The 18,920-nt window shown below is 61.8% G+C and carries 16 protein-coding genes; 10 read left to right on the forward strand and 6 right to left on the reverse strand.

From position 1 onward, the window contains the following. The first annotated feature begins 67 nt into the window (after positions 1–67). The 6 genes from NRS07_RS03680 to NRS07_RS03705 all read left to right on the forward strand — a co-directional run bounded on the left by NRS07_RS03680 (position 68) and on the right by NRS07_RS03705 (position 5,893). Positions 68–277 (forward strand): DUF2945 domain-containing protein, encoded by a 210-nt coding sequence (locus NRS07_RS03680; protein ID WP_259211298.1) that lies wholly within the window; start codon positions 68–70, stop codon positions 275–277. Between the two features lie 79 nt (positions 278–356). Further along, positions 357–2,006, forward strand: coding sequence for a M28 family metallopeptidase (locus tag NRS07_RS03685; RefSeq protein WP_259211300.1), 1,650 nt, complete (start codon positions 357–359; stop codon positions 2,004–2,006). A 206-nt stretch (positions 2,007–2,212) separates the two neighbouring features. Then, positions 2,213–3,349: a toxic anion resistance protein gene (locus NRS07_RS03690; RefSeq protein WP_259211302.1), complete on the forward strand. Its 1,137-nt coding sequence runs from the start codon at positions 2,213–2,215 to the stop codon at positions 3,347–3,349. 71 nt (positions 3,350–3,420) lie between these two features. Next, a complete protein-coding gene (locus NRS07_RS03695; RefSeq protein WP_259211304.1) occupies positions 3,421–4,008 on the forward strand; it encodes a TerD family protein in 588 nt (195 codons plus the stop codon). A 59-nt stretch (positions 4,009–4,067) separates the two neighbouring features. Then, the gene (locus NRS07_RS03700; RefSeq protein ID WP_259211306.1) at positions 4,068–4,946 is read left to right on the forward strand and encodes a hypothetical protein; all 879 of its coding nucleotides are present in this window, start codon (positions 4,068–4,070) and stop codon (positions 4,944–4,946) included. A 533-nt stretch (positions 4,947–5,479) separates the two neighbouring features. After that, a complete protein-coding gene (locus NRS07_RS03705; protein WP_259211307.1) occupies positions 5,480–5,893 on the forward strand; it encodes a hypothetical protein in 414 nt (137 codons plus the stop codon). Positions 5,894–5,903: 10 nt separating this feature from the next. On the opposite strand, the gene NRS07_RS03710 is transcribed toward NRS07_RS03705, so the two are convergent. After that, on the reverse strand, positions 5,904–6,077 hold the full coding sequence (locus NRS07_RS03710; protein WP_259211308.1) for a DUF2256 domain-containing protein: 174 nt from the start codon (positions 6,075–6,077) through the stop codon (positions 5,904–5,906). A gap of 104 nt (positions 6,078–6,181) precedes the next feature. Here NRS07_RS03710 and NRS07_RS03715 point away from each other — a divergent pair, with 104 nt between their 5' ends. Further along, on the forward strand, positions 6,182–9,499 hold the full coding sequence (locus NRS07_RS03715) for a DEAD/DEAH box helicase (RefSeq protein ID WP_259211309.1): 3,318 nt from the start codon (positions 6,182–6,184) through the stop codon (positions 9,497–9,499). Positions 9,500–9,545: 46 nt separating this feature from the next. Here the strand turns inward: NRS07_RS03715 and NRS07_RS03720 are convergent, their stop codons facing one another. The 4 genes from NRS07_RS03720 to coxB are packed head-to-tail and all read right to left on the reverse strand — an operon-like array spanning position 9,546 to position 14,321. After that, a complete protein-coding gene (locus NRS07_RS03720) occupies positions 9,546–10,430 on the reverse strand; it encodes a cytochrome c oxidase assembly protein (RefSeq protein WP_259211310.1) in 885 nt (294 codons plus the stop codon). Further along, positions 10,418–10,777, reverse strand: coding sequence for a hypothetical protein (locus tag NRS07_RS03725; RefSeq protein ID WP_259211311.1), 360 nt, complete (start codon positions 10,775–10,777; stop codon positions 10,418–10,420). The genes NRS07_RS03720 and NRS07_RS03725 overlap by 13 nt, the downstream gene beginning before the upstream one ends. Further along, positions 10,777–13,308 carry a cytochrome c oxidase subunit I gene (ctaD, locus tag NRS07_RS03730; protein WP_259213457.1) on the reverse strand — a complete coding sequence of 844 codons (2,532 nt, stop codon included), beginning with the start codon at positions 13,306–13,308 and terminating at the stop codon, positions 10,777–10,779. The genes NRS07_RS03725 and ctaD overlap by 1 nt, the downstream gene beginning before the upstream one ends. Further along, positions 13,308–14,321, reverse strand: coding sequence for a cytochrome c oxidase subunit II (gene coxB, locus NRS07_RS03735; RefSeq protein WP_259211312.1), 1,014 nt, complete (start codon positions 14,319–14,321; stop codon positions 13,308–13,310). The genes ctaD and coxB overlap by 1 nt, the downstream gene beginning before the upstream one ends. Positions 14,322–14,486: 165 nt before the next feature. Between coxB and NRS07_RS03740 the strand changes: the two genes are divergently transcribed. Further along, positions 14,487–14,900, forward strand: a complete 414-nt coding sequence (locus tag NRS07_RS03740) for a CopD family protein (RefSeq protein WP_259211313.1) — start codon at positions 14,487–14,489, stop codon at positions 14,898–14,900. Between the two features lie 8 nt (positions 14,901–14,908). Here the strand turns inward: NRS07_RS03740 and NRS07_RS03745 are convergent, their stop codons facing one another. Then, a complete protein-coding gene (locus NRS07_RS03745; protein WP_259211314.1) occupies positions 14,909–15,394 on the reverse strand; it encodes a DUF2231 domain-containing protein in 486 nt (161 codons plus the stop codon). A 488-nt stretch (positions 15,395–15,882) separates the two neighbouring features. On the opposite strand from NRS07_RS03745, the gene NRS07_RS03750 reads away from it, so the two are divergent. Both NRS07_RS03750 and NRS07_RS03755 read left to right on the forward strand, forming a co-directional pair. Next, entirely contained in the window at positions 15,883–17,055 is a 1,173-nt protein-coding gene (locus NRS07_RS03750; RefSeq protein WP_259211315.1) for an FIST signal transduction protein, read from the forward strand. A 7-nt stretch (positions 17,056–17,062) separates the two neighbouring features. Next, complete coding sequence (locus tag NRS07_RS03755) at positions 17,063–18,733, forward strand: ATP-binding protein (RefSeq protein WP_259211316.1); 1,671 nt, start codon at positions 17,063–17,065, stop codon at positions 18,731–18,733. Positions 18,734–18,920 lie beyond the last annotated feature (187 nt).

Genomic DNA, 18,920 nt, shown 5'->3' on the forward strand with positions numbered 1-18,920 from the left:
TGCGAGTCAGGAACGTATGCTTCAATGGTGGCGCGGCGCCCCGCCGCGTGAACCCAGGAGACCCCGCATGAGCGACCCTTTCAAGGCTGGCGACAAGGTGCAGTGGCAGTCATCTCAAGGCACCGTGCACGGCACCATCAAGAAAAAGCTGACCTCGCCCACCGACATCAAGGGGCACCATGTGGCGGCATCGCCCGAGCACCCGGAATACCTGGTCGTGAGCGACAAGACCGGCGCCGAAGCGGCGCACAAGGCCGATGCGCTCAAGAAGGCTTGAGGCGAGGCAGCCAGGGCGGGTCGGCGGCACGACCTATGCTAATGTCTCTCCTGCCAAAACCACATGATGGAGATCCGGATTGAAAAACCTCACCTTAGTACTGTTGGGTCTTGCGGGCGCTTGCGCCCATGCCGCCGACACCCCGGTGTTCGACCCGCAACGGCTGGCGCGCGATGTCAAGGTCTTGTCCTCGGACGCGTTCGAAGGCCGCGCCCCGAATAGCGCCGGCGAGACCAGGACAGTCGATTACCTGGTCGAACAATTCAAGGCGGCCGGCGTGCAACCCGGCGGCGACCTGGTGGACGGCAAGCGTCGCTGGACCCAGGACGTGCCGCTCGGCCGCTTCGAGATCAAGGGCCCGGTCAAGCTGACCCTGTCCGACGGCAAGGGCAGCCGGCAGCTGGTGCAGGGTGAAGACATGGCGGTGCGCGCATCGATGAGCGGCGCAAAACAGGTCGACTTCAAGAACGCGCCGCTGGTGTTCGTGGGCTATGGCGTCACCGCGCCCGAGCGCAAGTGGGACGACTTCAAGCAGATGGACCTCAAGGGCAAACTGGCCGTGGTCCTGATCAATGATCCCGACTTCGAGTCCGGCGCAGGCGATTTCGGCGGCAAGGCCATGACCTTTTATGGCCGCTGGACCTACAAGTTCGAAGAGATGGCGCGCCGCGGCGCGCTGGGCACGATCATCGTGCACGAAACCGCGCCGGCCTCGTATGGCTGGCCGACGGTAAAAAATTCGAATACCAATGTCATGTACGACATCGTGCGCCAGGAGCCGGGCAAGGCGCACGCCCCGATGGAAGCCTGGATCCAGCGTGACCTGGCGGCCGGCATGTTCAAGGCGGCGGGGCTCGATTTCGAGGCAGCCAAGAAACAGGCGCAGACCCGCGCCTTCCAGCCCGTCGAGCTCAAGGGCGTCACCCTGTCGGCCAGCTACGCGGTGGACGTGCAAGTGATCAAGTCGCAGAACGTGGTGGCGATCCGCGAGGGCAGCAAGTATCCGAAGCAGGTCGTGATGTACAGCGGCCACTGGGATCACCTCGGCGTCGGCCAGCCCGATGCCAGCGGCGACAAGATCTACAACGGCGCGGTCGACAACGCAACCGGCATCGCCGCCTTGCTGGAAATGGCGCGCGTCTATGCCAGCCAGCCGGCGCCGCAGCGCAGCGTTGTGTTCCTGGCCGTGACCGCCGAAGAAAAGGGCTTGCTCGGTTCCGAATACTACGCGGCGAACCCGCTCTACCCGCTGGCGTCGACGGTGGGCCTGATCAATATGGACGCACTGAGCCCGCGCGGCCCGGCACGCAACTTCACCATCTCGGGCAGTGCCAGGCTGGACCTGCTCGACCGGCTGGTTGCCAAGGCCAAGGCGGCAAACATCGCTTACTCGCCGGACCCGAAGCCGGAAGCGGGTTACTTCTTCCGCTCCGATCATTTCCCGTTCGCCAAGCGCGGCGTGCCGGCGATTTCCTTCGGTTCGGGCAATGACTGGATCGATGGCGGCATCAAAGCGGGCAAGGCATCCGAAGCGGCCTACACCGACAAGGCCTATCACCAGCCGGCCGACGAATTCGACCCGGCCTGGACCTTCACCGGCATGGCGCGCGATCTCGGCCTGCTGTACGCAGTCGGTGCCGAGTTGGCCAATTCGACCGCCTGGCCGAACTGGTCGCGCGATTCCGAATTCCGCGCGGCGCGCGACAAGTCGGCGGCCGAGCGCAAGTAAGCCGGCCGGGCCAGGCAGGCCTGGCCCGGAACCAGCGGCGGCAGCGCGGGTCTCACGCTTGATTGTCGGTCAGCCTCGAACGGGCAATGACGCTGTGCGCATTGGTTATACTGGACCGACCCGCATGGCAGGCAGCGTGGTGCTCGCGAAGCCCGGTTGTCCAGTGATAAGCTATGCGTGTTGCCAGTTCAACCTGAAGGAATGTGATGAAACCGCTGTTCTCCTCCGACGAAGAAGCGAATGCAGCACCCGTGGCGCCGTTGGCGCCTGCGCCCTTGCTGACTCCCTCGCTCAATGCGTCGTCAAGCCACGCCGGCGCGCCAGACCTGCTGCCGGCATCGCTTTCCGCAGCAAGCGCGGCGCCGCAGGTGCGTGTCGATATCTCGGGTATCGACGACAAGGCCATCGAGGCCCTGGGCGGCAATACCGGCGCGGGGGTCGCCAAGGTATCGGCCAAGCTGCTCGGCACGGTGCGGGCATCGGATGCCGACGTATTCGGCACGCAGTTGAACGAACTGATCGTTACCTCCAGGGGCCTGGACCCGGCCAAGCTGCGCTCGGGCGGGCTGCTCTCGCGCGTGACAAACATGTTCGGCTCGGTAAAAGAAAAGATGCTGTCGCAGTACCAGGTGGTCGAATCGCGCATGGATACCCTGGTCGCGGAAATGACGCGCCATGCCAATGTGCACCGGGGACGCATCCAGGATTTCGACGAGATGTTCAAGGGACTCGAAATGTATTACCAGGGCCTGGACGCCGACGTAAAGAAGGGTGAAGCCTGGGCCGAGCAACTTCGGCAGGCGGTGGCGCAGCAAGCCGCGCCGGCCAACGCCTTCGAGGCGCAGCAGGCGACCGAACTCAAGCGCCGTCTGGAGCGCCTCGAAAAGCGCATCGACGACCTGCGCCGCGCCATGCTGATGGCCACGCAAATGGTGCCGCAAATCCGCCTGTCGCAAGACAATGCCCGGGCGCTGACCGACACCTTCACCGACATCGTCAATGTCTCGATTCCGGCCTGGCGCAACGTGTTTTCGCTCTACCTGCTGCAACTCGAGGCCAAGCAGAGCGCGGCGATCGCCAACGCCGCCTACGACGCCACCGACGCGGCATTCCGGGCCCAGGCCGACATGTTGCTGGAAAATACCGAGACCGTGGCCCGCGCCAAGCAGCGTTCGCTGGTCAGCCTCGAAACCGCCCAGCACGTGCAGACGCAGCTGATGACCGCTTTCGACAAGCTCGAGCAAATCTCGCAAGAAGGCCAGCAACGCCGCAGGGACGAGCTGCCGAAACTGCAGCAACTCGAACGCGAACTGATTGCGCGCTTCTCCCCATCGGGGGCTTGAACGCGATCACCACGGTTGCCGCGGCTGCGCAATTTGGCGAAAATACCATTTTTACCCTACAAGGAAACTCCATGGCGACGACGCTCGAAACTGGCCACCGCATCAATCTCGAAAAAACCGTTCCGGGCTTGAAACGTGTTCGGATCGGCCTCGGATGGAAGGTCAACGCGGCCGAAGGCCATGCCTTCGACCTCGATTCGTCGGTATTCCTGTGCAAGAAAGATGCGAGCGACCATCCGGTCATGCTCAGTAACGCCCACTTTGTCTATTACAACCACACCACCTCGCCGGATGGCGCCGTGGTGCACTCGGGCGACAACCGCACCGGCGACAAGGATGGCGACGACGAAGTCATCACCGTCGACCTGGGCAAGGTCGAGGCAGCGGTGGTGGAAATGCCGATCGTAGTCACCATCCACGAGGCAGAGATGCGCAAGCAGACCTTTGGCCGTGTCACCGATGCCTACGTCAAGGTATACAACGACGACACTGGCGAAGTGATCGCCGAATACGACCTGGACGAAGACTATTCAGACAAGACCGCACTGCAGTTCGGCTCGCTGTACCGCAAGGATGGCGAATGGCGCTTCCAGGCGGTTGGCGCCGGCTTCAAGCTGAACCTGGCGACCTTCATCCGCAAGCTCGGCGGTACCGTCTGAGAACGGGCACGCGTTTGCACTTTGCATCCAAAGCGCTGGCGTCGGTCGCCAGCTAGACGATGACAGATCAGACGCCCAAGGCATTCGATTTTGACGGCGAACCGGAGCCTGGCTCCGGTCCGGTTCGGCACTCGGCCGTGCCGCAGGCGTTTGACTTCGGCGACGCGCTGGCACCGCCGACCCCCGCCAGCCCGCCCAGGGCACTGTCGTTCGACGATCCTCCCGCAGCACCGGCACGCACTGGCGCCGCCCCGAAGGCAGGGGCCAGGGCGCTGTTCGAGAGCGACGACCATCCGGCGGTGCGCGATGCCCTGGCCAGCGCCCGCACTGATTATCCGAAGCTGGTCGAGCACGCGGAGCCGCGCCTGGCGGCCTTGTTCCGGCGCATCTTGCCGGTCAGGCTGCAACTGGTCATGCAGTGGGCGCAGCAGCCGCTGATGGAACAGGCCGCGCTGCTCCAGCCAGTGACAGAATTGGTGTTGACGTTTGCCCGGATGGCGGTGCCGGCCTTGCTCGAAGCCGCGCTCGAGAGTACCAGGGCGCCGACCGGCATGTTCGGCAAGCTGTTCCGGCGCCCGACGTCGCCGGCCGAGTACAAGCCGGCGCTCATCGCAAGCCATGCGCAGCTGGTGCAGCTGATGGCCGACAGCGAAGTCGCCATGCGCAACCTGGAAGCATCGGCGCACAACCTGGCCCTGCATGCGACAGTGCTGGCCGTCGTGGCCAAACTCGCCGGCGGCGCGGCCGATGCCACCTTGCTCGACGCCTTGACGCAGCGCCGCACGCTGATCCAGCAGGCAGTGCGCCAGGCCGAGCTGTCAATCTTGCAGATGGGGCAGGTGCGCCAGCAAGCCGCTGATCTGATCGGCCAAGTGTCTTCTTTCCTTACAGTCACATTGCCCGCGCTCGACATGGCGCAAGCCCAGGGCGGTTCTTGACCCCCCTTTTGCCGCGCTGCCCCTCGCGGCCATTGCCGAGCCATCGGCATAGTCTTGCTTGCGGCTGTCGAAGGTAGGCACTATTTCAGGCAAACCTGCCGACCGTGGTGTAAGCTGATTACTGAAACAACATCGTAAACTGTCAACATCTTGGGAGGAAATATGCCCTGCGTTGATCATGACTACAAGAACTGTCCCGCCTACATAGAACTGAGAAACGGCGAGCACTGCAAACAGCCTGGCTGCCAGCGAACCAAGACGGCCTTGCAGACTTCGCCGGCCTTGTTTGCACACGAAGACGATGATCTGGAGAGCGTCGTCATCCCGGGCAAGACCGGAGGGCGGCAGGGAACGATCTAGCAACCATCGGGTGTGAACATCCGTGGTGGTGGGTGTGCTGGTAAAATTCGTGACAGCGTCACGTTATTTGCAGGAGCACACCCATCCTACCTTACCTGGTCACAGCTGCCTGGCGCATGCCAAGGCTGACATTCGCAGTCGTCGTATTGGCACTGGTCGCATTGGCCAGCACGATGACCTATACCGGCTTCCTGGTCGTCGGGGTCCTGGCCGAGCAGCTTGGCACGGGCCGGGTAATCGCCGGCTTGCTGCTTGGCGCCGTGTTTGCAAGATTTCCCTGGATTAGCCAGGGCAAGCTGCGCATCGTGGGTCTGTTGCCCAAACCTGTGCGGCGACCACTCATCGTGGGCCTGGTCGCGCTGTGCGCCGTGGTTTTCCTGGTGCAGGGCCGCTACGTGCCCGCGGCCTTCACGGGCTTTACGACGGCGTTTGTTCTCGGCTTCCCGTGGCTGAGGCGGGCCATGCTCGATCGAATCTTAGCGTCGGTCTACAAGTTTGCTGGCAAACAAGCCCCCAAGAGCACCGACGGCATGGTGATCGATGCCGAATTCAAGGAAAAGAAAGATCGCGGCGTGATCGAGAAGTAAGACGGGATCGTCAATCCTGGTTCTTGCCGCATTGCGCCACTGCTGGCTTGACGGCGCGGCGGCAGCGTTCCGAGCAGTATTTCACCTGGTCCCAGTCGCGTTCCCATTTCTTGCGCCAGGTGAACGCAAGCGAGCAATGCGCACAGATCTTGGATGGCAGCTCGGATTTTTTGCGCATCTTCATGCCAGCAATTGTACAGTCGCTTACTGGAACGCTGAGTTGCAACGGGGTGACGTCTGCTAGCGGCGATAATGTCGGTTGTGATTACTCCTACCAGTTTCTCCCCCATGCCCATTCCCTTTTTCAGCGACAGCGATGTGTACGCCAACATCGACGGCCCGACCTGCGCGCGCGGCCTTGACTATTTTCGACAGGGAAAGGTGCATGCCTGCAGCTTCACGCAAGAAGAAATCGAGGGAGTGGTCGGCGGTAGCTGGCGCCAGGCCTACGAGCAAATTATTTACATCAGCCAGGATGGCGGCATTGTCATCGACGGCAGTTGCACTTGTCCGATGGAGTACAACTGCAAGCATGTGGCGGCCGTGCTGTTCGCCTACCTGGAACGCCAGCCGGTGCAAGCCCATGGCGCTGCCCCCTTGCCGTATGCCAGTTCGGTATGGCTCGATCGCCTGGCGCAGGTCGTCAAGCCTGTAGCGCCCCATGGCGCGGCGCAGCGGCAGGGCGCGGACCTGGTATTCGTGCTTGTCCCCGGCAAGCAGCAAGACCGCCTCGAACTGCTGGTGTGCCGCTCACGTCCGCGTCCCGGCGGCGGCTATGCCAGTGCCAGCGCGGTCAAGTATGGCTATGAGTTGGCTACCTCGGCGTCTGGCGGGCAGCCCCATGAAAGCGCCCTGATTCGCAGCTTTCTTGCCTTGCGCCCCGATAACGACACCTTTGGCACGGTGGCATACCCACGCGAAGCGCTGGGAGCACAACTGCTGATGCAATTGCTCGATCGCGGCATCTTGCTGCAGGCCGACTCGCGCAAGGACCTCAAGGGCAAGATGCAGCTGCTGGCGCGCGGGCCGCGCCGCCGTGCCGAACTGGCCTGGCGCGACGATCACGGCATCTTGCGGCTGCTGTGGCAAGCCGATGGCCAGGCTATCGAAACGATCTTGCCCACCGATCCGCCAATGTATCTGCATGCGGGGCAGATGGGCGAACTTGACTTGCCGGCAGGGCTCGCCACGGTGCCTGTGGCAGCCTTGCTCGAGGCGGTGAGACAAGCCCCCGTGGTCGCGGATGGGCAAGCTGCCGGCCTGGCCGCCAGAATGCAGTCCTTGCAGCTCGATCGATTGTTTCCATTGCCGCCTGTTCCGGAAACAGCCGTGCGCAGCGATATCCTGCCCACGCCTTATCTATTGCTTGGCAGCATGGAGCATCGTCAGGACGGCGCCACCGATCCCGGCGGCCGCGATTACGCCGTGCTGGCCTTCGACTACGACGGCAAGCGCGTGCCCGACGACGCGAACCAGGTGCTGCTACGCATAACGGCCAATGGCAGCGAGCAGATCGTGCGCGACCAGCCTGCCGAAGCGCGCGCACGGGCTATCCTCGACGGCTATGGCTTCCAGCGCAGCAGCGCGCCTGAATTGAGTCGCGTCCATGGGGCGCGCGCCCTGGCCAGCACGCACGCCTGGATCGAGTTCGCGCGCGCAGGCTTGCCAGCGCTGCGCGCGCAAGGCTGGCTGGTGGAACTGACGCCCACATTCGGTTTCGACCTGCGCGAGATCGACGACTGGTATGCCAACGTCGATCAGGGCAGCGCCGGACAGGCCTGGTTCGAACTGGAACTGGGGATCGTGGTCGAAGGCGAGCGCGTGCCCTTGCTACCGATCCTGCTGCAACTGATCCGCAGAGCGCCCCAGGAATTCGACGCACAGGCGCTGGCCGCCCATGCCGATACCGACCTCTTGATGGCAAGCCTGCCCGGTGGCGGGCGCGTGGGCCTGCCCTGGAGCCGCGTCCGGCCCATCCTGACTACCCTGGGCGAGCTGTATTTTTTGGAGCGCGTCGGCAAGGCCATGCGCCTGCCCAAGCTCGACGCGGCGCGGCTGGCAGCCCTCGAGGCCGGCGCCCAGTTGCGCTGGATGGGGGGCGAGCAGCTGCGCGCCCTTGGCCAGCGCCTGGCCGGATTTGGCGGGGTGCGCCCGGTTGCGCCGCCTGGCGGCCTGCAAGCGACGCTACGGCCCTACCAACAGGACGGTCTGGCGTGGATGCAATTTCTCCGTGAATACGACCTGGCAGGCATCCTGGCTGACGACATGGGCTTGGGCAAGACCATCCAGACCCTGTCGCATATCCTGCTCGAAAAGGAAGCAGGTCGCCTCGACCGGCCAGCGCTGGTGGTGGCGCCCACTAGCCTGATGGCCAATTGGCAGAGCGAGGCGGCGCGCTTCGCGCCGGCGCTGCGCGTGCTGTTGTTGCATGGGGCCGATCGCGCTACCCGCTTTGGCGCGATGGCGAACCACGACCTGGTGCTGACCACTTACGCGCTGCTGCCGCGCGACGAAGAAGATCTATTGCGGCAGGAATTCCATTTGCTGATACTCGACGAGTCGCAGTACATCAAGAATCACCGCTCGAAGGCGGCCGAAACCGCCTCTTTGCTGCGCGCGCGCCATCGTTTGTGCCTGACGGGTACGCCGCTGCAAAACCACTTGGGCGAACTCTGGTCGCAGTTTCATTTCCTGCTGCCCGGCCTGCTGGGAGACGAGAAGCAGTTCAACAACGATTTTCGCAAGCCCGTCGAGCGCGACGGCGACAGCCAGCGCAACGATTTCCTGACGCGGCGCCTGAAACCATTCTTGTTAAGACGGACCAAGGACCATGTCGCCAAAGAGCTGCCGCCCAAGACGGAAATGCTCAGGGAGGTTACCCTGGCCGGCGCCCAGCGCGACCTGTACGAAACGGTGCGCCTGGCGATGGACAAGAAGGTGCGCGAGGCGATCGCGCGCAAGGGCGTGGCGCGTAGCCAGATCATCATCCTCGAGGCCTTGCTCAAGCTGCGCCAGGTGTGCTGCGATCCGCGGCTGGTCAGCGTGCCTGGTGGACGCAAGAGCAAGGCGCCGTCGGCCAAGCTCGCTGAGCTGACCAGCATGCTCGACGAGTTACTCGACGAAGGGCGCAAGATACTCGTGTTCTCGCAATTTACCAGCATGCTGTCGCTGATCGAGGACGAACTGCGTGCACGCTCGATTGCCTATGCCTTGCTCACCGGCGACACCAAGGATCGTAGCGCCCCGGTGGAGGCCTTCCAGAGCGGCGCAGTAGCAGTTTTCCTGATCAGCCTGAAAGCCGGGGGAGTAGGCCTGAACCTGACGGCGGCCGACACGGTCATCCACTATGATCCATGGTGGAACCCGGCCGTGGAGAGCCAGGCAACCGATCGCGCCTGGCGCATCGGCCAGGACAAGCCGGTCTTCGTCTACAAGCTCATCGCCAAGGCAACGCTGGAAGAAAAAATCCAGGAAATGCAGCACAAGAAGGCCGCGCTGGCCGATGCCGTACTCAGCGGCGGCGCGGCCCAGGCCCTGCAGATTACCCAGGATGACCTGCAAGCCATCTTTGCACCGCCTGGCCCCACCGGGGCCTTGAGCGCATGACCGTACATTGAAAAGCTCGTGTAGCGAGAGTCGCCATGCGCGCGCCTTACAATCGGCCTCCCTCCATTCGTTCTGCAGCACGCAGCCATGCGGCGGCAAATGCCAGGCCGCCGATCAGGTAGCAGGCACCCATGGGAATCCACATCAGCAAGCCGGCGAGTTGCTGGTCTCGCAGTGCCATGGCCACGCTGCCCTGAGTCTCGATATAGGTGAAATAAATGGGACGCGATGCGAAGGTAAACAATGCGCCCAGCAGACCGGTATGCATCAGCGTGGACAGCACCGACAGTGTTGCCGATGCATAGGCTTCGTTCTCGCTATGGCGGATCAGCACTGTCCAGTACCAGTAGCCGGCAACCAAAAAACTCAGATGTTCCAGCGTGTGTATCCACTCGATCCGCAGCGCCAGTTCGAACAGCGCCGGCGAATGCCAGCCCCAGATCACCGCGCCGTGCAGAACGAACACAACGGAAGGCAGCAGCAGCAGGCGCAGCCATTTGCGCGGGTGGGAAAGTACCGCCGCCGTGGCAGGCGATACGGCGGCGATGGCGGCATTGATGGGAATGCCAAGCCTTGCCAGTGCCAGTAGCGGACCGGCAACCGCGATCAACAGCATATGCTGGGCCATGTGTACGGCAAAACTGGACTCGGAAAAAGCGTCCAGCGGCCAGATCAGTGCAAAGAACAGAGCAAGTGCTCCCAATACCGCGCTTGCAAGCGCCAGGGGCTGCATTGCAATGCCTGCGTGCTTCCTGCGCCGTAGCGTGAACAGTCCGCCAAGATAAAGAACGCCGAACAGGAGCATCGGCGTGATGATTAGCGGGTCCAGCGTCCACCAGCTGTCGTGATTTTCCCCGGCATGGGCGAAGGCCCGGGTCGGCAGTAGGGCAAGCGCGCAACACCGCCAGTAAGAAGGCTTCAGGAAGCGCATGTGGGCAGCATGGAAGTTGGAAACGCGACCCATAGCATGGACAGCAGCGATATCGCGCACAGCAACAAGGTACTGATGGCAAAGAAGCGGCTGAGCTCTGGATCGGGCCCGGTTGGATGGCGCCAGTCGCGCAGCCTGGGCGCGGCGATCATGACGATGAGCGCACCGGCAACCAGGGTGGAAGCGGCGATGCCCAGTTGTACGGCACTCAGGCCCATGACGCGAACTTCATGCAGCGACGAAGCGCATGCGAGCGACACGATGACATAACAGGCAAGGAAATGCACCATCCAGACAAGCGGGGCGCCTGCCAGCGTGAGTAGTCGCCTGAAGGTCGAAGTATCCATCAGCCAGCTCCCACGACCAAGGGAAACACGTGGATGGTGGCGAAACCGAGGAGCCATTGCAGCATCGTGTATTTCCAGAAAAGTGACACTACCTTGCCTTCGCCTGGCCTGGTGGGATGCAGGTAGCCATGTCGCACCCGCAACAAGGCAAACAGGGCCATCACGACCGCAATGACGACATGCACGAACTGGAAGCCGCTGATGGTATGAACCAGGGCGCCGTAAGCATGTGCCTTCGCCGATAAGCCGCTTCCCTGCAGCGTCCATACCTGCAGGACGACGAACAGCACACCGGATATGGCCGCCGTGGCATACAGCACTTGCGCCCGGCCGCTGCGCGCCTCGCGCACGCTGGCTTCTGCCAGGCATGCCGCCAGTCCAGCCAGCAGCAGTACCGCGAACGCAGCACTCGGCAAGCCCAGGCCGATCTCGCGGTAGGCCGCTGGCGGCCACTGCGCAGAGACGGTCCACAGGAAAAAATAGGCGAAGATCAGGGAAATGAAAAGCGTGCCGTCGGCCAATAGGGCGAACAGGGTGCCCCACCATCCGGGCGTCAGCGACAGCCGATAATGCACTGGCAGCAGACCATGCCTACCCTCATCGACATCGCCCAGCTCTTGACGCGATCCGTTTTGCCAGGCCCATACCAGCAGGGCGCCCAGTGTGGCTGCCGCACCGATGGCAGCGAGCCAGTAGAGCTTCGCGAGGAAGCCAATGAAGAACACCGAAGTCAAGCCGGCGGCGATCAGCGGCACAATGGTATTGCCAGGCAAAATCGCGACTGCTTGCGGCTTGGCATGCGTAATGCTGGTCATCAGGATCTCGCGGCGGCTTGGATCGGCATGGCCGAGAAGATGGCGTCCCTCTTGTATTTCCTGCGCTAGAGCAGGATTCTTCCATAGCGGCTCGCGGTCGTCGACATGCGCTTGCGACGCGAAATTGTAGGCCGGAACCGGCGTCGGCGTCGCCCATTCGAGAGTGCCTGCATTCCAGACATTGGGTCTGGCGCGTTTGCCGGCAATAAAATGCGTGATCACGTCGATCATCAGGATTGCCACGCCGATGGCTGAAATGAACCCACCCACAGTGGATATCAGATTGAGCGGGCCCCAGCCCAATTCGGGCAAATAGGTATATACCCGCCGCGGCATGCCCAACAACCCGGTCAGGTGCATCGGCAGGAAGGTGATGTTAAAACCGATAAAGATGGTCCAGAAGGCGACGCGGCTCAGGCGCAGGGAGGGTTCACGCCCGGACAGCAAAGGCAGCCAGTAATAAAAGGCGGCAAACATCGGGAAGACCATGCCGCCAAACAAGACGTAGTGCAAATGGGCGACGACGAAATGCGTGTCATGGACCTGCCAGTCGAACGGCACGAGCGCCACCATCACGCCAGTCAGGCCGCCCAGCACGAAGATGAACAGGAAGCCCAGGATATACAGCATTGGCGTACTGATCACCGGCTTACCGCTCCACAGCGTAGCGATCCAGGCGAACACCTGGATGGCGGTCGGGATGGCGACCGCCATACTGGCCGCCGAGAAAAATGCCAGCGACAATAAGGGGATGCCGACCGCAAACATGTGATGCACCCACAGGCCGAAACTGATGAAGCCAGTGGCGATCACCGCCATGACCACCCAGTTGTAGCCCACCATGGGGCGCCGCGCGAAGGTGGGAAGTATCGTCGTGACCAGGCCGGCCGCCGGAAGGAAAATGATGTACACCTCAGGATGGCCAAATATCCAGAACAAGTGCTGCCACAGCAAGGGGTTGCCACCGAGCGCAGTGTCATAGAAGGGCAGGCCGAAGGCGCGTTCAATCTCCAGCAAGATCGACGCCAGGATCAGCGGCGGAAAGCCGAAAACGATCATGAATGCCATCACGAGGATGTACCACGCGTACAGCGGCATGCGGTGGATGGCCATGCCGGAAGTGCGGGTCTTCAATATTGCGACGATCAGTTCCACACCGGCCGCCACTGCCGAAATCTCGGCAAAGGTCACGCCCAGCAACCAGAAATCGACATTGCTGCCGGCTGAGAATTGCGCACTGTTGAGCGGCACGTACATGAACCATCCGCCGTCCGGTACCGCGTCGAACAGGAAGCTTGAATACAGCAGTATGCCGCCGAAGAGATAACACCAGTAGCCGAACGCCGACAGGCGCGGATAGATCAGGTCACGCGTGCCGATCATCTTTGGCAGCAGGTAGACCGCAATACCTTCCATCATGGGCACCGCGAAGAAGAACATCATCGTGGTGCCATGCATGGTGAACGCTTCGGCATACGTCTTATGGTCGAGCAGCTCGTTGCCGGGGAACGCGAGCTGGCTGCGTATCCACATCGCCAGAATGCCGCCAATCAAGAAGAAGATGAAGCCGGTGATAATGAAGCGCAAGCCGATCGTCGTGTGATTGACCACCGTGAGCATGCCCAGGCCGGAGGGGTTTTCCCAGATCGCCTGCAGGCGGGCCAGGTGGGGGGCAGGGCCGGATGCCGCAGGCGAAGGTGAAGCTGGCAATGTCATCAGGGCGAACCCTCCAGGTAAGACGCTAGGGCCTCGAGCGCGTCGGCGCTGAGGTCGGGGAAAGCAGGCATGTGACTGCCGGGCTTGATGCCCTGGCTGTCTGCGATGATGCGTTTGAGGTTGTCGCGGGTGTTCGGTAGTGTGCCGCCTGCCAGATGCGTCCGGCTGGCAATATGGGTCAGGTCCGGGCCATTGCGCGCCGAATTGACGGCCGCGTCGTTCCCCCGTACGGCATGGCATTCCATGCAGCGATTGTCCCGAAAGATTTGCTGGCCGCGCCGCCCCATGTCGCTGGTGGGCGCAGCCATTGGCGCGCGCTGCTGCGCCATCCAGGCATCGAACTTGTCGCGCGGCTGGGCAATAACAAAAAAGGCCATGCGCGCATGCTGCGCACCGCAGAACTCGGCACACTGGCCGCGAAACACGCCTTCTTTGTCAGCCTGGATCACCAGCGAATTGACCTGGCCCGGCATGACATCCATCTTGCCGGCCAGGTTAGGCACCCAGAAGCTGTGGATCACGTCGTTTGAATGCAGCCTGATTTTTGCCTGAACGCCCACCGGAATATGGATTTCATTTGCCGTGGCAAAGCCTGCGCCCGGCACGTCGCGCTGGTAATGCACTTCCCACCACCATTGTTTGCCGATCACATCGATGGTTAGTGTCGGTTGGGGATCGCCGCGTAACGAGCCCATGGACCATACGCCATAGACCAGCAGGGCCGTCAGTGTCACTGCCGGGAAGGCAACACCGCCTGCAATAATCAGTTTATTTGCCGCGACAGGAATACGCTTGTCCGGGGCCCGGTACATGGCGTACAGCGCCAATGTCATGACGAGCAGCAGTATCAAGGCTGCGCCGATGAACATGATCCAGCTGATGTGCGCAATTTCCGCTGCAGCCGGGCCCTTGGGCGCAAGGGAAGACTGCACGCCCTCGCAGCCCGCCAGGAGCGCTAACGTTGCCGCGATCCCGGCGCGGGTTGTGAAGCTGATGGGAGAATCGTCATGCATGGCGCCAACTTTATGCTAGTAATGTTAATACTGTAGGAGCGGTCCGGGTGTTGCCTGGATCTGCGCTGATCGTTATTCTCAGGACAGCTCGAAAACTGCAGCGCGCCGCATGCGCGATGATTTTTCGAGGTGCCCAACCACACTGCATTAGGGAAAGTCACGCTCATGTTACTCGTGCTCACTCTGCATATCGCCTTTCTGTTGCTGTGGTCTGCCACCTTGCTGTATTTTCCACAGTTGCTGGTTCACCAAGCTTCAGCAAAGGACGATGAAGAGAGACAACGTTTCCTCAAGGTGCAGCACACGCTTTATGCGTTCGTCATGACTCCCGCGGGTTTGCTGACCATCATTTTCGGAATCTGGTTGCTGTTCCTGCAGGGTTTTTCCGGCGGCTGGTTACCTGTCAAGCTGAGCCTGGTTCTATTCATGGTGTTCTTCCATGTCTATTGTGGCAACCTGATGGAGGAGCTCAAGGTCCAAGGTCCGGTGCACTCGATATGGTTCTACCGCCTGCTGTTGCTGGCCCCGGTGTTGCTTATTACCGCAGTGGTGACCCTGGTGGTGCAAAAGCCATTTTGAGCGCCAGCTTATTCTTCTAGATTCTCGCTGCCGATGCTGTGATGGAATACGAGCTTGCCTCCGAACCAGCCAACCACGCTCAAAGAAAGCGCACTGACCGCCGACATAAACAGGCCCCAGGGCAGCACCGCCGCTTCGTGATCCACCACGCGCTGCCACCAGTTCGCACCAATTAGCGAGATCAGCATGACTGCGGCAATGAAATGGCTCCAGCTCGCCACGTGCCGGCGAATCTTGTGCACCAGGATGAAATCCATGGTGCCGGCCAGGCCGGCCAGGCTGCCCAGGATGAACGAAGCGCCGATGATCCAGAGCGAGACGCGGGCCCAGAACACATCACCCGTCCACCAATAAGCCAGGTCGCATGCCAGCCCGCCTAATGTGAAGGCGACCGGGAAGGACACCAGCATCGCGTGAACCGGATGACCTGCGATGGAGAACGCACTGTGCGTGCGATGCGGCGCCGGTTTGAGCAGCGGACTTTTAATGGTCATGAGCGAAGGGACGCCTACATACAAAGCAGAACAGGATTGGGCAGGATGCTTACCTGGATCAGTCCGGGTAACTCAGCCAGCCCGCGTCGGCAATTCAATATCGGATAGCCAGCTCAGTGCTATGGAACTTTTGTTGCGTGAGCGAAGCTTCAGTCTATCAGTGCTTGTTTATCGATGATGTTCAATTGGAATCACACTACTGTCGGGAAGTGCTCTGCGCATGGGGGGCATTGTTGGGCACGGGTCAAGCCATGCTGGCCTGTTTATGCGCGCGGTGGCGGCCTTGCACCTTGCACGTCGAGCAGTGCAGCATCATTGCTGAAGGGGGAAATGCGGGAACCGGAGCCAGGTTATATCTACCTCCGTCACATTCACAGGCTTCGAGTAAACCCACGATCTCAGTGCTGCACAGTACGGTTGTGCAATTTTGTCGCAAGTGAAGTATTGTGTCAGGCTATAAATTTTTTTGATCTGCCACAGGGGAAGCAATGCCGCAAAATCAAGTTGCCGTCAGCCACACTGTGCTTCGCAACGAAGCCGACGCGGGCAGTTTTCTGGCATCTGAGGTGGTCAAAAAGCTAGGGGGGCACAGCCCGGACGTGGTGATTGTCTTTGCCTCTCCCGAATTCGATTACAGAGCGCTGCTGCAGGCGATCGAGTACGGCTGCAAGCCTGGCATCATGGTTGGCTGTTCCTCGGCCGGCGAGTTTTCTGGCTGTGATGATAGCAACGCATCGGCCTCGCTCATGGCGATCCGGGGCGAGGATATCCGCTTCAATGCTGCGCTCGGCAAGGGCGTCAGCGTCGATCCCATGGCCGCATTGGATCAGATCATGCCAGTGTTTACTGGCGCGCAGCACGGTGATTTTCCTTATCGCTGCGCGCTGGTTCTCACGGATGCTCTTGCCGGCTACACCGACGACATGATCCACGAAATGACAGTGCGCACGGGTGGGATGTACCAGCTTTTCGGCGGCGGCGCTGCCGACGATGCGCGCTTTCAGCAGACCCATGTATTCATGGGCAGTAGCGTGCATGACGATGCGGTCGTCGTGCTTGAAATGCTGTCGAAGCGGCCGATTGGACTGGGCGTTCGCCACGGCTGGGAGCCCGCTAGCGAACCTCTGCGCGTGACTGAATCCGATGGCAACAGGGTGATCAGTCTGAACGCCATCCCGGCCGGAGACGTGTTTGCCGACCATGCCGAGCGTACAGGCCAGGTTTTCCGGCGCGACGATCCGCTTCCCTTTTTTCTTCATAACGTGATCGGCATCGATACCGGCGACGGCTTCAAACTGCGTGTCCCGCTCTCGCTCGGCGAGGATGGTTCGGTTTCGTGCGCGGCGGCGGTGCCCGTCGGAGCGACTGTGCACCTCATGGTCGCGACCGCAAGCTCGGCTAGTGAAGCGGCAAGCCAGGCTTCGCAGGCGGCGCTTGGCGGCCTGCGAGGGGGGCGCCACGCGGGATCGCTCCTATTCGATTGCGCCGCCACTCGCCTGCGGCTGGGCCGGGCTTTTGGCGATGAGCTTAAGGCAGTAGCAGAGACGCTTGGCTCTGACAATTTCGCCGGCTGCAATACGTACGGGCAGATCGCCCGCGCGGAAGGTCAATTCTCGGGATTCCATAACTGTACTGCGATCGTTTGCGCGATTCCTGAATAGTACCTAAATGATTCCGTTCGAACTCGTCGCCATTTTCACGCAGTTGCAAGCGCCCGATAGCCGTATCCAGGGCGCCGCTGCGCTGGCAGCCTATTGTGGCGCGCATCAGGTCCTCTTATTCGGCAAGGACAGCGAAATCGGGGTGTTCTTACCGGCGACCGGGCTGCCGCAAACCTTGCGCGAGGGCCGACGCTGGCAAAGTTTTTTAAGAGAGTGCGAGCAAAAGGGGCTGGCCGGGGCCTTGATGCCCGCTCCCGGCGTGGGCGAAATCATGGCCTTTGGCATGACCGACTCCGCCGCGCAGGCAACGATTGTGTTCTTGGGAAAACGTCCGCATCCGGACCAATGCGAGCAGATCCGCGCCCTTCTTCCATTGCTCGCTGCCAAGCTCGCCGTGGAGCGCATGGCCTTTGCGGCCGATGGCCATGCCGCTGCCGCGCGTGAAAGCAGTAAGCGGGCCGGGGCGCTGAACGTCGCGCTCGACGTCAACCGCCGCGAACTTCAAGAAGCTTACCGATTGGCTGAGCGCGAACTTGCATCCCGCCGCGAGGCCGAGAGTAAGCTGCGCGACGCCGACCGCCGCAAGGACGAATTCCTGGCCATGCTCGCGCATGAACTGCGCAATCCGCTCGCACCGATCAGCATGGCCGCCCAGATCTTGAAGATGGGCCCGGCCGATCCGGCGCGTCTACAGCAGACTGGCGCCATCATAGATCGTCAAGTACTGCATATGTCACGTCTGCTCGACGACCTGCTCGATGTCTCGCGAGTGACCCGTGGCATGGTAGTACTGTCCCAAGACCTGCACGATATGCGCGCGATTGTCGGTCAAGCCGTGGAGCAGGCGCGGCCGCTGATCGACGCGCGCGAACACTTGCTTACAGTGGACATGCCTGACGGCGAGGTGCCAGTGTTTGGCGATGGCACGCGCCTGGTCCAGATAGTGACTAACCTGCTTAACAATGCAGCCAAATACACTGAGCTTAAGGGCAACATCGAGCTCACGCTCGCCCTTCGCGGCGATGAGCTTGTGCTGGCGGTCAGCGACAACGGCATTGGTATCGACCCGGCGCTGCAGGCACACGTGTTCGAACTATTTACCCAGGGGGAGCGCGCGTCCGATCGCTCGCAGGGTGGCTTGGGACTTGGCCTGGCCCTGGTACGGAGCCTGGTTGAGCGCCACGGTGGCGCGGTCCAGGTGTCCAGTCCCGGTCCCGGCCCCCGGATGGGCAGCACATTCACGGTGGTCCTGCCGCTTGCACGTCCTGCCGTAGCTGAAACCGACGACCTTTCGATCAAGGACGTGTCTCAGGCTAGAGCGCTCGATATCCTGGTCGTGGACGATAATGAAGATGCAGCGCGGACGCTAGCGCTATTTCTTGAGGCGCATGGGCATCGAGTACGGGTAGCTTTTCGAGGCGCCGCCGCGCTGGCCATGGCCGGAGTGGATGCCCCCCAAGTCATGTTGCTTGACATCGGTCTGCCTGATATCGATGGGCGCGAGCTGGCGCGACGCATGCGCGCCCAGAATGCGAGCGGCAACTGTACCTATATCGCCTTGACCGGCTACGGCCGCCTGGAAGACCGAGCATCGTCTCGTGCGGCGGGTTTTGATTATCACCTGACCAAGCCGGTAAATCCGGTCGAGCTGGCGCAGCTGCTCGGGTCCCTGCCTTGACATCGCCCGGCCTCTATTGAATTGGCTCGCGCCCGAACGCAGTGCCAGCTCCACGCCACCCTGGCGCGCCCAGCTCGAGACCGCGGCTGCGGCCGGGCGCAATGGGGCGTACCAGGAGGAGCGTCAAGAATCGACGCGCCGTTCTGGCTGCGCACGAATTCGCATATTGGAGGTGCGCGCCCGCCTG

The organism is Massilia sp. H6, assembly GCF_024802625.1.
GTDB lineage: Bacteria > Pseudomonadota > Gammaproteobacteria > Burkholderiales > Burkholderiaceae_D > Telluria.